Raw genomic sequence first — 13,069 nt, 5'->3', positions numbered from 1 at the left:
TGAACCGGTAAAGTCTCTATTGAGACAACGATGTCAAAATGTTGCCCCGACAGGGCTCGACCGGTTTAGGGAGTGTGCATGCGTCAGGTCACACCGCTCACCGAGGGATGGACCCTGCGGCACCCGGACGGCACGGGGGACGCGCTCCCCGCCTCGGTGCCGGGGTGCGTGCACACCGATCTGCTGGCAGCCGGGCTGATCCCCGATCCGTTCCTCGGCCAGAGCGAGGCCGAGGCGGCGTGGGTGGGCCGGCGGGACTGGACGTACGAGACGGAGCTGACCGCCGGGGCGGGCGCGCACGAGCGGACCGATCTGGTCTTCGACGGTCTCGACACCGTCGCCGAGGTCCTGCTCGACGGCCGGACGCTGGGCCGGACGCGGAACATGCACCGCTCGTACCGTTTCGACGTGACGGGGCTGAGCGGGCGGCTCACCGTGCGGTTCGCCTCCGCCTACGCCGAGGCCGAGGCGGTGCGCGGCACGGTGGGCGAGCGGCCGGGAGCGTACGCCGAGCCGTACCAGTACGTGCGCAAGATGGCCTGCTCGTTCGGCTGGGACTGGGGGCCGACGCTGGTGACGGCCGGGATCTGGCGGCCGGTGCGGCTGGAGCACTGGTCCACGGCCCGGATCGCCCGGGTGCGCCCGCTGGTGACCGTCGAGGACGGCGTGGGGCAGGTCGAGCTGGCCGTCGACGTGGAGCGTTCCCGCACCGGGGCACCGCTCACCGTGGAGGCGGGCGTCGGCGGCGTGCGCGCCCGCGCGGAGATCGACGGGACGGAGGGGACCGTACGGCTGCGGGTGCCGGACGCACGGCTGTGGTGGCCCCGGGGGTACGGCGGACAGCCGCTGTACGACGTCGAGTTGACGCTGCTCGACGGCGAGGACGCGCTGGACTCGTGGCGGCGCCGGATCGGGTTCCGGACGGTGGAGCTGGACACCTCGGCCGATGCGCACGGCACCGGGTTCACCCTGGTCGTCAACGGGGAGCGGCTGTTCGCGCGGGGCGTCAACTGGATCCCGGACGACGTCTTCCCGTCCCGGATCACCCGGGATCGCTACCGGCGGCGGCTGGAGCAGGCGGCCGGCGCGGGCGTGGACCTGGTCCGCGTCTGGGGCGGCGGGATCTACGAGAGCGAGGACTTCTACGACGCCTGCGACGAGTTGGGGCTGCTGGTCTGGCAGGACTTCCCGTTCGCGTGCGCGGCCTACCCCGAGGAGCAGCCGCTGCGCGGGGAGGTGGAGGCGGAGGCCCGGGAGAACGTCGTACGGCTGATGCCGCATCCCTCGCTGGTGCTGTGGAACGGCAACAACGAGAACCTGTGGGGGTTCCGGGACTGGGACTGGGAGCCGGGGCTGGCCGGGAACTCCTGGGGCGAGGGGTACTACCTGGGCGTACTGCCGCGGGTCGTCGCGGAGTCGGACCCCACCCGGCCGTACACGGCGGGCAGCCCCTGGTCCGGGTCCTGGCTGCACCATCCCAACGACCCGGCGCACGGCACGCACCACTCCTGGGAGGTGTGGAACCGGACCGATTACGCCGACTACCGCCTCCATGTGCCGCGTTTCGTGGCCGAGTTCGGCTGGCAGGCGCCGCCCGCGTACGCCACGCTGCGGCGGGCGCTGCCCGGGGAGGAGCTCGCGCCGGACTCCCCCGGCATGCTGCACCACCAGAAGGCGGACGACGGCAACGGCAAGCTGGAACGCGGGCTGGCCCGGCATTTCGCCGCGCCGGCGGGGGACTTCGACCGCTGGCACTATCTGACGCAGGTCAACCAGGCGCGTGCGATCGCCGCCGGGATCGAACACTGGCGCTCGCACTGGCCGGTGTGCGCGGGCACGGTGGTGTGGCAGCTGAACGACTGCTGGCCGGTGACCTCGTGGGCCGCGATCGACGGGGACGGGCGGGAGAAGCCGCTCTACCACGAGCTGCGGCGGCTGTACGCGGACCGGCTGCTGACCGTGCGCGCGGACGGGGACGGCGGCGGTCTGGTGGTGGCGGCGGTCAACCAGTCCGCCGAGACCTGGCAGGACACGCTGCGGCTGCGCCGGATGTCCGTCGACGGCACGGTGATCGGGGAGGCCGGCCCGGCGCTGGCCGCCGAGGGGCGGACGGTGGCGGTGACCGGGGTTCCGGCCGGCCTGGTTCCGGTCGGCCCGAAGGAGTTCCTGGTCGCCGACGCGGGCGACCTGAGGGCGGTGCACTTCCCGGTGCCGGACCGGGAGATCCCGTATCCGCGGCCCGAGTTCGAGGTCGAACTCGCGCCGGACGGGATCACCGTCACGGCCCGCACCCTCGTACGGGACCTGCTGCTCCAGGCCGACCGGCTGGCCCCGGAGGCGGTGGCCGACCGGGGTCTGGTGACCCTGTTGCCCGGAGAAGAGGTGACCATCGGGGTGCGGGGCTGGAAGACTCCGGACCCGGACACCGCCCGCTGCGCCCTGTACTGCGTGGAGCCCACTCGATGACGGCAACGCCGACCCCCCGCGTCACCATCAAGGACGTCGCCGCGCGCGCCGGTGTGTCCAAGGGGGCCGTGTCCCTCGCGTTCAACCGGAAGCCCGGTCTGTCGGAGGCGACCCGGGACCGGATCTTCGCGGCGGCGCGCGAGCTGGGCTGGTCGCCGAGCACGACCGCGCGCACGCTGGCCGGGTCGCGGGTGGACGTGGTGGGTCTCGCGGTGTGCCGGCCCGCCCGGCTGCTCGGTCTGGAACCGTTCTACATGGAGTTCATCTCCGGGGTGGAGAGCGTCCTGGTCGAGCGGTCCTGCTCGCTGCTGCTGCGGCTGGTGCGCAGCCCGGACGAGGAGACCGGGCTGATGGAGTCGTGGTGGCGGGGCCGGCAGATCGGCGGGTCCATCCTGGTGGACTTCCGGGCCGACGACCCCCGGCCGGCGGTGGCCGAACGGCTCGGGCTGCCGGTGGTGGCCGTCGGGCACCCGTCGCTGACGGGCGGGCTGACCTCCGTATGGACGGACGACGCCACGGCCGTGACCGAGGCGGTGCGGTATCTGGCGGCGCTCGGGCACCGGCGGATCGCCCGGGTGGGCGGCGCGGCGGCGCTCGGGCACACCTCGATCCGTACGACCGCGTTCGACGAGGCGGTCGGGGCGCTGGAGCCGGCCGCCCGGGCGTGGCAGGTGGCGACGGACTTCTCGGGGGACGCGGGCGCGCGGGCGACCCGCTCGCTGCTGACCGCCGCGCCGGGCGACCGGCCGACGGCGATCGTGTACGACAACGACATCATGGCGGTGGCGGGACTGTCGGTGGCGGCGGAGATGGGGCTGCGGGTGCCGGACGACGTGTCGCTGCTGGCGTGGGACGACTCGCAGCTGTGCCGGCTGACGCATCCGACGCTGTCGGCGATGAGCCATGATGTGCACGGGTTCGGGGCGGAGGTGGCGCGGACGCTGTTCGGTGTCATCACCGGGGAGGGGCCGGGGTCGCACCCGGTGCCGACCCCGGTTCTGACCCCGCGGGGTTCCACCGCCCCACCGCGATCGCCCCGGATGGACTGATGCGGCCCCTCCGGCGTTCGAGGAGCGGGGGTCCGGGGGCGGCGCCCCGGGGACGGGAAGGGGCGGCGGGGTGAAAACGCCTCTCCGGGCACGGCTGGCCGTGTGATGTTCGCCGCTCCAGGCGGCGGGACTGTGCAGTCACGTTACCCACAAGTAGCATGACCCGTAAGCAAGCGCTCAGCATCCCGCACCTGGAGGAGAGCCATCGTGCCTCGTACCGTCAGGGACGTCGTCTTCGTCGACGGCGTCCGTACCCCGTTCGGCAAGGCGGGCCCGAAGGGCATCTACCACGAGACCCGCGCCGACGACCTCGTCGTGAAGGCGATCCGGGAGCTGCTGCGCCGCAACCCCGGTCTCGACCCGAAGAAGATCGACGAGGTCGCCATCGCCGCGACCACGCAGATCGGCGACCAGGGCCTGACCATCGGCCGCACGGCCGGCATCCTCGCGGGCCTGCCCACCTCGGTCCCGGGCTACTCCATCGACCGCATGTGCGCGGGCGCCCTGACCGCCGTCACCACGGTGGCCGGCTCCGTCGCCTTCGGCGCGTACGACGTCGCCGTCGCGGGCGGTGTCGAGCACATGGGCCGCCACCCGATGGGCGAGGGCGTGGACCCGAACCCGCGCTTCGTGAGCGAGAAGCTGGTCGACGAGTCCGCCCTGTTCATGGGCATGACCGCGGAGAACCTGCACGACCGCTACCCGCAGATCACCAAGCAGCGCGCCGACGCGTACGCGGTCCGCTCCCAGGAGAAGGCCGCCAAGGCGTACGCCAACGGCAAGATCCAGGCCGACCTGGTGCCGGTCTCGGTGCGCCGCACCAACGAAGAGGCCGGCGAGACCGGCTGGGGCCTGGTCACCGCCGACGAGCCGATGCGCCCGGGCACCACCCTGGAGAGCCTGGCGGGCCTGAAGACGCCGTTCCGCGTGCACGGCCGGGTCACCGCCGGCAACGCGGCCGGCCTGAACGACGGCGCCACCGCATCGCTCATCGCGAGCGAGGACTTCGCCCGCGAGAACGGCCTGCCCGTGAAGATGCGCCTCGTCGCGTACTCCTTCGCGGGCGTCGAGCCGGAGGTCATGGGCTACGGCCCGATCCCGGCCACGGAGAAGGCGCTGGCCCAGGCCGGCCTGTCCATCTCCGACATCGGTCTGTTCGAGATCAACGAGGCCTTCGCCGTCCAGGTCCTCGCCTTCCTGGAGCACTACGGCATCGCCGACGACGACGAGCGCGTCAACCAGTACGGCGGCGCCATCGCGTTCGGCCACCCGCTGGCCTCCTCCGGCGTCCGTCTGATGACGCAGCTGGCCCGCCAGTTCGAGGAGCAGCCGCACGTCCGCTACGGCCTGACCACCATGTGCGTCGGCTTCGGCATGGGCGCGACGGTCATCTGGGAGAACCCGCACTTCGAGGGGGACAAGTGAGCACCACCGCAGAGCTTTTGAAGGGTGCGGCCGAGCTGTTCCCCGGCGAGGTCGTCACCAGCGCGCACGTACGCCACTTCGACCTGCCGCTGGGGGCGGGGCGCTTCGCGCTCATCACCCTCGACAACGGTCACGACCACACCAAGCCGACCACGCTCGGCCCGCAGTCGCTGGCGAACATCGACGCCGCGATCGACCAGGTCGAGAAGGAGGCCGCGGACGGCGGGATCGTCGGCGTCGGTGTCACCGGCAAGCCGTTCATCTTCGCGGTCGGCGCCGACCTCAAGGGCGTCGAGCTGCTGGAGCGGCACGAGGACGCGCTCGCCATCGGCAAGGGCGGCCACGACGTCTTCAAGCGGCTGTCGAAGCTGGCCGTGCCGACGTTCGCGTACTACAACGGCGCCGCGATGGGCGGTGGCGTGGAGGTCGGCCTGCACTGCACCTACCGCACGGTGTCGGCGGCCCTCCCGGCGTTCTCGCTCCCCGAGGTCTTCCTCGGCCTGGTCCCCGGCTGGGGCGGCTGCACCCTGCTGCCGAACCTGATCGGCGCCGACAAGGCCGTCTCGGTCATCATCGAGAACAGCCTCAACCAGAACAAGCAGCTCAAGGGCGCGCAGGTCCACGAACTCGGCATCGCGGACGCGATCTTCGAGGGCGCCGACTTCCTGGAGCAGTCGCTGATCTGGACGGCGGCCGTCCTCAAGGGCGAGATCGCGATCGAGCGTCCGGTGATCGACCGCGGTGAGGCCTGGGACCAGGCCGTCGCGCGCGGCCGGTTCATCGCCGACTCCAAGGTGCACGGCGCCGCCCCGGCCGCCTACCGCGCGCTGGACATCATCGCCGCCGCCAAGAACGGCGACCTCCAGCAGGGCTACGACGCCGAGGACCAGGCCCTCGCCGACCTCATCATGGGCGGCGAACTGCGCTCCGGCATCTACGCCTTCAACCTGGTGCAGAAGCGCGGCAAGCGCCCGGCCGGCGCCCCGGACAAGTCGCTGGCCCGCCCGGTCACCAAGGTGGGCGTCGTCGGCGCCGGCCTGATGGCCTCGCAGCTGGCCCTGCTCTTCCTGCGCCGCCTGGAGGTGCCGGTCGTGCTGACCGACATCGACCAGGAGCGCGTCGACAAGGGCGTGGGCTACGTCCACGCCGAGATCGACAAGCTGCTCGGCAAGGGCCGGATCAACCAGGACAAGGCCAACCGCCTCAAGGCGCTGGTCTCCGGTGTCCTGGACAAGGCCGAGGGCTTCGCGGACGCGGACTTCGTCATCGAGGCCGTGTTCGAGGAGATGAGCGTCAAGCAGAAGGTGTTCGCGGAGGTCGAGGCGGTCGCCCCGGCGCACGCGATCCTGGCGACGAACACCTCCTCCCTCTCCGTGACGGAGATGGCGTCGAAGCTGAAGCACCCCGAGCGGGTCGTCGGCTTCCACTTCTTCAACCCGGTCGCGATCCTCCCGCTCCTGGAGATCGTCCGCGGCGAACAGACGGACGAGGCCTCGCTGGCCACGGCGTTCGGCGTCGCCAAGAAGCTGAAGAAGACCGCGGTGCTGGTCAAGGACGCCCCGGCGTTCGTGGTCAACCGCATCCTGACCCGCTTCATGGGCGAGATCCAGAACGTCATCGACGAGGGCACGCCGGTCGAGGTCGCGGAGAGGGCGGTGGAGCCGCTCGGCCTGCCGATGTCCCCGCTGGTCCTCCTCGAGCTGGTCGGCCCGGCGATCGGCCTGCACGTCTCGGAGACCCTCAACCGGGCCTTCCCGGACCGCTTCACGGTCTCCCCGAACCTCGCGGCCGTCGTCAAGGCGGGCAAGCGCGGCTTCTACGTCTACGACAGCGGCAAGCCGGAGCTGGACCCGGAGGTCGCCGCCCTCCTCCAGCAGGGCGACACCGTCCTGACGGAGGAGCAGGTCCGGGCGCGGGTGCTCGACGCGGTCGCCCAGGAGATCGGCCTGATGCTCGACGAGGGCGTCGTCGCCGAGGCCCAGGACATCGACCTGTGCCTGATCACCGGCGCCGGCTGGCCCTTCCACCTGGGCGGCATCACGCCGTACCTGGACCGCGAGGGCGTCTCCGAGCGGGTGAACGGGAAGCGGTTCCTGGAGCCGGGGGTGGCTTCGGTTCCGGCGTAGTGTCCGAGCGTGCGACAAGGGCCCCCGCTCCGGCGGGGGCCCTTCGCTCTCCCCTGCGAAGCCTTCTCCGTGCCCACCCCGCAAAGGACGGGCGGAGCGAAGAAGTGGATAAGGTTTAGCCATACAAAATGTCGATCCTGGTCGCCGGGCACGGGGAGGGCGCTCCGGGAGACGTAAGGATGGACGGCCACATGCGGCGAAGAGTGAGAGATCGGCGGCGCGCACCCGAGAGTGCCGTCCACGAGTCGGCCACGGGCTCGCGCGGAGCCGAGAGCCCGGTGGGCGGCAAGTTCCTCACGCGCGGCACGGACGGACGGCTCACTCTGTTCGCACTGGGTTCCGGGGAGCTGCTGCGCTGGACCGAGTCACGGCCCGGCGGGCCCGACTGGAACGGACCCGAGCGCTTTCCCCTCCCGCCGGGTCTGAGCCGCCTCTCCCTCTCCCAGGGGGTCAACGGCTATGTGCACTTCCTGGCGCACCGCACCCGGGAGGACGCCGAGGGCAGGGCCGTCACCGACCTGATGCACTCCACGCAATACCAGTCGGGCCGTCCTCTCAACGAGTGGCGTGCCATCGGCAATCCGTACAAGGCCGACGACCGGCGCAACCCGCGCCTGGGCTGTCCCACCGGCGTCGTCGACGGGGCCGGCACCCTTCACGTCTTCGTCCGCAACGCGGGCCGTGGCCTGCACGTTCGACACGAGGACAAGGACGGCAAGTGGCGTCCCTGGCAGGATCTGCGGGGCAGCAAACTGCACGAGGACGTGACCGTCGGTGTCACCTCCAAAGGCCGTATCGGGGTTCTCGGCCCGTCCGAGAAGCCGCTGCACCACTGGCAGCAGCCGATACAGGGCGGCCCGTTCGAACGCCTGGAGGACATCCACGTAACGATGGTCCCGGGTAACGGCGTTGCCCTGGAGACAGCCGAAGACCAGCTCACCTTCTATGTCGCCGACGCCTGCTCGCCGAGCCTGCTGGCGATCCGTCCGAACGGTTCCGTCGTACCGATCGGCGGCGCTCCGGGCGGCGGTGCCCCCTCCGCGCTCCGAACCGTCGTCGACGGGCAGGACTGCACGGTTCTCGTGCACCGGGGGGCCGACGGCACACCGGTGTTCGGCGCGTTCGTGACCAACGCCGAGGAGTGGGGCGTGCAGTGGGCCGAGGTCGGCCTTCCGTGCCTCGGGGATCCCGCGACGGTGCTGGACGCTCACGGCCGGGTCGTCCTGGCCGTGCTCGGCACGGACGGAATCCCTCGAGTCGCCCGCCAGTCCTCGGAGTCCGGGCTCACGCTCGGGCAGTGGCGCGACATCTGACGTTTCGTCTGATCGCGCGGGGCGTCAGCGCTCCGCCGGGCCGGAACCCGTGCTCGATGGCCCATGCCGGCGCTTCGCCGACTGGGCCATGCCGTGCGCAAAACCCGCCTCGTGGGGGGGGGCGACGAGCCGTTCGGCCGCTGCCACCGGCTTGTGTACGGCGGCGAGCTGCCGCATCCGGCCGACGGTCCCGGAGCGCATCTCGAACCGGGCGCTCCCCGAACCGCTCGACGCGGCCGGCTCCGCGACGCGGGTCGGCCGTACCCGCGACCGGGCGCCGGCCCGCTCCTGCTCGGTGGGACGCGCGGCGAACGCGACGGCGAGGCTGCCGTCGCGGCCGCGGAGGAGCCGGTCGCCGTTCACCGGTTCACCTTGCGGAAGCCGGTTCGCGGGGTGGGGGCGGGGCCCGTCCTCGCGGAAGGCGGGTCCTCGCGTGGGACTCTTGCGGTATGGATGACGCCGCCGCCCTGCTCGTGATCGTCGACGCCGCGAATGTCGTCGGGTCGGTGCCCGACGGGTGGTGGCGGGACCGGCGCGGGGCCGCGGAGCGGCTGCGCGACCGTCTGGCGGCGGAGGGCCTGCCGGACCGCTCCGGTCCGGTGGAGATCGTGCTGGTGACCGAGGGAGCGGCCCGCGGGGTGGAGTCGGTTCCGGGTGTCCGGGTGGAGCCGGCCCCCGGCAGCGGCGACGACCGCGTGGTCGCCCTGGTGGCGGAGGCCGGCGACCGCCCGGTCCTGGTGGTCACGGCGGACCGTGAACTGCGCCGCAGGGTGGCGTCCCTGGGCGCTGACGTCACGGGCCCGCGCACGGTACGGCGATAGGCCCGGGCGGGCCGGCGACTCCGGCAGCGCGCCCGGGCGGGCCGGGGTCCCTCAGCGGGACGGCGGGGTGGAGTGCTGTTCCTCCCCCTCGCCCCGGGCCAGACGGCTGTGGGTGCGGCCGTAGAGGAAGTAGACGACGATGCCGATCGCCATCCAGATGCCGAAGCGGACCCACGTCTCGGCGGGCAGGTTCAGCATCAGCCACAGGGACGCGGCGACCGACACGATCGGCAGCACGGGCACCCAGGGGGTGCGGAACGCCCGGTGCAGGTCGGGCCGGGTCCTGCGGAGGATGATCACGCTGATCGCGACGATCACGAAGGCGAACAGCGTGCCGATGTTCACCAGCGCGGCGAGCTCGTTCAACGGGGTGAAGCCGGCGAGGATCGCGATGACGACGCCGAGCAGGACGGTCGGCCGGTGCGGGGTCTTGAACCGGGGGTGGACCCGGGAGAAGAACCGGGGCAGGAGTCCGTCGCGGCTCATCGCGAAGAAGACCCGGGTCTGGCCGAGCAGCAGGATCATGCAGACGGTCGTCAGACCGACGGCGGCGCCGAAGCTGATGAAGCCAGCGAACCAGGGATGTCCGGTGGCCTTGAAGGCGTCCGCCAGCGGGGCGTCCACGGACAGCTCCCGGTAGTTCTGCATGCCGGTGACGACGATCGACACCAGGACGTACAGCACGGTGCAGATGAACAGGGAGCCGAGGATGCCGCGGGGCATGTCGCGCTGCGGGTTCTTGGTCTCCTCGGCGGCCGTGGCGACGATGTCGAAGCCGATGAAGGCGAAGAACACCACCGAGGCGGCGGTGAAGACGCCCATCACGCCGAAGTTGGCCGGGGCCCAGCCGAACATCAGCTGGATGAGCGGGGCGTCGAGGCTCTGGCCCGCGGGCACCGGCTTCGAGTCCGGGATGAACGGGTCGTAGTTGTCGGCGGTGATGAAGAAGGCACCCGCGATGATCACCACGAGGACCACGGTCACCTTGATGGCGACGACGACCGAGGTGACGCGGGCGGACAGCTTCATGCCGAGGACGAGGATGCCGGTGAGCACCAGCACCAGGACGGCGGCGAGGATGTCGAACCCGAAGCCGTCGGCGCCCTCGCGGCTGCCCAGCGCCGCGGGCATCTCCCAGCCCGCGTTGGCCATGAGCGACTGGACGTAGCCCGACCAGCCGACGGCCACCACCGCCGTGCCGAGCGCGAACTCCAGGACCAGGTCCCAGCCGATGATCCAGGCGGGCAGCTCACCCAGGGAGGCGTACGAGAACGTGTACGCGGAGCCGGCCACCGGGACGGTGGAGGCGAACTCGGCGTAGCAGAGCGCGGCGAGCGCGCAGACGACACCGGCCACGGTGAAGGCCAGGGCCACGGCGGGCCCGGCGTTGTTCTTGGCGACCGTACCAGTGAGGACGAAGATGCCGGTGCCGATGATGACACCGACACCGAAGACGGTCAGATCCAGCGCGGACAGGGATTTCCTGAGCGCGTGCTCGGGTTCCTCGGTGTCGCGGATGGACTGCTCGACCTTCTTCGTCCGGAAGAGGGGGCTTGTCACGGGTACCTCCCACGCTTGTCGTCCTCGACATGATCGAGAGGGGGCGTAGGTCGTATGCCCCGACGCGGGCGCCTTCACGCGAATGGGCCGCGCGCGCCACTCTTCACAGTGGCACGGGCGGCCCATCCGGGCGACGCGTGGCGCGTGGGTCAGTCGCGCGCCGGTTCCACCGAGTCGACCGCGTCGGCGGCGGAGCGCTCGCTCGAGCGGAGCCGGGAGTGGGGGAGGCCGTCGAGCTTCGCCACCAGACCGGTGACCTGGCGGGCGATGTCGGGGGCGGTCAGTCCGATCTCGGCCATGACCTCGGCGCGGGAGGCGTGGTCGAGGAAGCGCGGCGGGATGCCGAAGTCGCGCAGCGGTACGTCCACGCCGGCGTCGCGCAGGGCCTGGGCGATCGTGGAGCCGACGCCGCCGACGCGCGAGTTGTCCTCGACGGTGACGACCACGCGGTGCTTCTCGGCGAGCGGGGCCATGGCCTCGTCGACGGGCTTGACCCAGCGCGGGTCGACGACGGTGGTGGAGATGCCCTGCCGGTCGAGCAGGGCGGCGATCTCCAGGCACATCGGCGCGAGGGCGCCCACGGAGACCAGCAGGACGTCGGGGGCGTCGGTGCCGGGCTCACGCAGGACGTCCATGCCGCCGACGCGGCCCACGGCGGGTACGGCGGGGCCGACGGCGCCCTTGGAGAAGCGCACCACGGTGGGGGCGTCCTCGACGGCGACGGCCTCGCGGAGCTGGGCGCGCACCTGGTCGGCGTCGCGCGGGGCGGCGAGCCGCAGCCCAGGGACGACCTGGAGGATCGACATGTCCCACATGCCGTTGTGGGAGGCGCCGTCGGTGCCGGTGACACCGGCCCGGTCGAGCACGAACGTCACGCCGCACTTGTGCAGGGCCACGTCCATGAGCACCTGGTCGAAGGCGCGGTTGAGGAAGGTGGCGTACACGGCGAAGACGGGGTGCACCCCGGCGTGGGCGAGGCCGGCCGCGGAGACGGCGCCGTGCTGCTCGGCGATGCCGACGTCGTAGACGCGGTCGGGGAAGCGCTTGGCGAACTTGTCGAGGCCGACCGGCTGGAGCATGGCCGCGGTGATGGCGACGACGTCCTCGCGCTCCTCGCCGAGCCTGACCATCTCCTCGCCGAAGACACTCGTCCAGTCGGCGCCGGAGCTGGCGATCGGCAGGCCCGTGTCGGGGTGGATCCTGCCGACGGCGTGGAAGCGGTCGGCCTCGTCCGCCAGGGCGGGCTGGTAGCCGCGGCCCTTCTCGGTGAGGCAGTGCACGATCACCGGGCCGCCGAAGCGCTTGGCGCGGGCCAGGGCGGACTCCAGGGCCTCGATGTCGTGGCCGTCGATGGGGCCGACGTACTTCAGGCCGAGGTCCTCGAACATGCCCTGCGGGGTGATGAAGTCCTTCAGGCCCTTCTTGGCGCCGTGCAGGGTGTCGTAGAGGGCCTGGCCGACGACCGGGGTGCGCTCCAGGACCTCCTTGGTGCGGGTCAGGAAGCGCTCGTAGCCGTCGGTGGTGCGCAGGGTCGCCAGGTGGTTGGCGAGGCCGCCGATGGTCGGCGAGTAGGAGCGCTCGTTGTCGTTGACGACGATGACGAGCGGGCGGTCCTTGGCGTCGGCGATGTTGTTCAGCGCCTCCCAGGCCATGCCGCCGGTGAGCGCGCCGTCGCCGATGACGGCGACGACGTGGCTGTCGCGCTTCTTGATCTGGTTGGCCTTGGCGATGCCGTCGGCCCAGCCGAGGACGGTGGAGGCGTGGCTGTTCTCGATGACGTCGTGCTCGGACTCGGCCTGCGAGGGGTAGCCCGAGAGGCCGCCCTTCATCTTCAGCCTGGAGAAGTCCTGCCGGCCGGTGAGCAGCTTGTGCACGTAGGACTGGTGGCCGGTGTCCCAGAGGACCTTGTCCCTGGGCGACTCGAAGACCCGGTGCAGGGCGATGGTGAGCTCCACCACACCGAGGTTGGGGCCCAGGTGGCCGCCGGTCTTGGAGACCGCGTCGACGAGGAAGGCCCGGATCTCCCCGGCCAGCCGGTCGAGCTCCTCCGGGCTGAGCCGGTCCAGATCGCGCGGTCCCCTGATGCGGGTCAGCAGCGGCACCCGTGCCTCCTTGCAGTAGAGCTGATCGAGCTGTTGCCGGGCGGGTCGAGTCTAATGTTCCGCTCCGCCGGACGGTCTCCGGGCGGTGCGTCGTACGTCACCCGGTCAGCAGTACCCCGGATGCGTGAGTCCTACGACACGACCGTGGCCCGGCGCCTGTGAGGCGCCGGGCCACGGCAACGCACCCAGGGGCGCGGGGAACTGCGC

9 protein-coding genes are annotated in these 13,069 nt (G+C 71.8%); 6 read left to right on the top strand and 3 right to left on the bottom strand.

The window, feature by feature from the left end; all coding sequences use genetic code 11:
* The first annotated feature begins 78 nt into the window (after window positions 1-78).
* From ACFXAE_RS05930 to ACFXAE_RS05910, 5 genes are all read left to right on the top strand, one after another.
* Complete coding sequence (locus tag ACFXAE_RS05930; RefSeq protein WP_384708601.1) at window positions 79-2,466, top strand: glycoside hydrolase family 2 protein; 2,388 nt, start codon at window positions 79-81, stop codon at window positions 2,464-2,466.
* Window positions 2,463-3,515: a LacI family DNA-binding transcriptional regulator gene (locus ACFXAE_RS05925; RefSeq protein ID WP_384708598.1), complete on the top strand. Its 1,053-nt coding sequence runs from the start codon at window positions 2,463-2,465 to the stop codon at window positions 3,513-3,515. The genes ACFXAE_RS05930 and ACFXAE_RS05925 overlap by 4 nt, the downstream gene beginning before the upstream one ends.
* Before the next feature lie 207 nt (window positions 3,516-3,722).
* Window positions 3,723-4,940, top strand: coding sequence for a thiolase family protein (locus ACFXAE_RS05920; RefSeq protein ID WP_384708595.1), 1,218 nt, complete (start codon window positions 3,723-3,725; stop codon window positions 4,938-4,940).
* The gene (locus tag ACFXAE_RS05915; RefSeq protein WP_384708592.1) at window positions 4,937-7,066 is read left to right on the top strand and encodes a 3-hydroxyacyl-CoA dehydrogenase NAD-binding domain-containing protein; all 2,130 of its coding nucleotides are present in this window, start codon (window positions 4,937-4,939) and stop codon (window positions 7,064-7,066) included. Before ACFXAE_RS05920 ends, ACFXAE_RS05915 begins: the two co-directional genes overlap by 4 nt.
* A gap of 278 nt (window positions 7,067-7,344) precedes the next feature.
* Window positions 7,345-8,379 carry a hypothetical protein gene (locus tag ACFXAE_RS05910; protein WP_384708589.1) on the top strand — a complete coding sequence of 345 codons (1,035 nt, stop codon included), beginning with the start codon at window positions 7,345-7,347 and terminating at the stop codon, window positions 8,377-8,379.
* A 24-nt stretch (window positions 8,380-8,403) separates the two neighbouring features.
* Here ACFXAE_RS05910 and ACFXAE_RS05905 read toward each other — a convergent pair whose 3' ends face one another.
* On the bottom strand, window positions 8,404-8,742 hold the full coding sequence (locus ACFXAE_RS05905; RefSeq protein WP_384708586.1) for a hypothetical protein: 339 nt from the start codon (window positions 8,740-8,742) through the stop codon (window positions 8,404-8,406).
* A gap of 86 nt (window positions 8,743-8,828) precedes the next feature.
* On the opposite strand from ACFXAE_RS05905, the gene ACFXAE_RS05900 reads away from it, so the two are divergent.
* Window positions 8,829-9,200 (top strand): NTP pyrophosphohydrolase, encoded by a 372-nt coding sequence (locus tag ACFXAE_RS05900; protein ID WP_384708583.1) that lies wholly within the window; start codon window positions 8,829-8,831, stop codon window positions 9,198-9,200.
* Window positions 9,201-9,251: 51 nt separating this feature from the next.
* Here the strand turns inward: ACFXAE_RS05900 and ACFXAE_RS05895 are convergent, their stop codons facing one another.
* Window positions 9,252-10,760: an amino acid permease gene (locus ACFXAE_RS05895; RefSeq protein ID WP_384708580.1), complete on the bottom strand. Its 1,509-nt coding sequence runs from the start codon at window positions 10,758-10,760 to the stop codon at window positions 9,252-9,254.
* A 149-nt stretch (window positions 10,761-10,909) separates the two neighbouring features.
* A complete protein-coding gene (gene dxs, locus ACFXAE_RS05890) occupies window positions 10,910-12,862 on the bottom strand; it encodes a 1-deoxy-D-xylulose-5-phosphate synthase (protein WP_384708577.1) in 1,953 nt (650 codons plus the stop codon).
* Between the last annotated feature and the right edge of the window lie 207 nt (window positions 12,863-13,069).

The sequence above is a fragment of the Streptomyces sp. NPDC059454 genome (assembly GCF_042749965.1).
Taxonomy (GTDB): Bacteria; Actinomycetota; Actinomycetes; order Streptomycetales; family Streptomycetaceae; genus Streptomyces.
This window is presented reverse-complemented; position numbering and strand designations above follow the sequence as displayed.

What these genes read in the sequence shown, in the direction of transcription:
- ACFXAE_RS05930 (WP_384708601.1), top strand. Translation starts at nt 79, where the DNA reads ATGCGTCAGGTCACACCGCTCACCGAGGGATGGACCCTGCGGCACCCG.
- ACFXAE_RS05925 (WP_384708598.1), top strand. Translation starts at nt 2,463, where the DNA reads ATGACGGCAACGCCGACCCCCCGCGTCACCATCAAGGACGTCGCCGCG.
- ACFXAE_RS05900 (WP_384708583.1), top strand. Translation starts at nt 8,829, where the DNA reads ATGGATGACGCCGCCGCCCTGCTCGTGATCGTCGACGCCGCGAATGTC.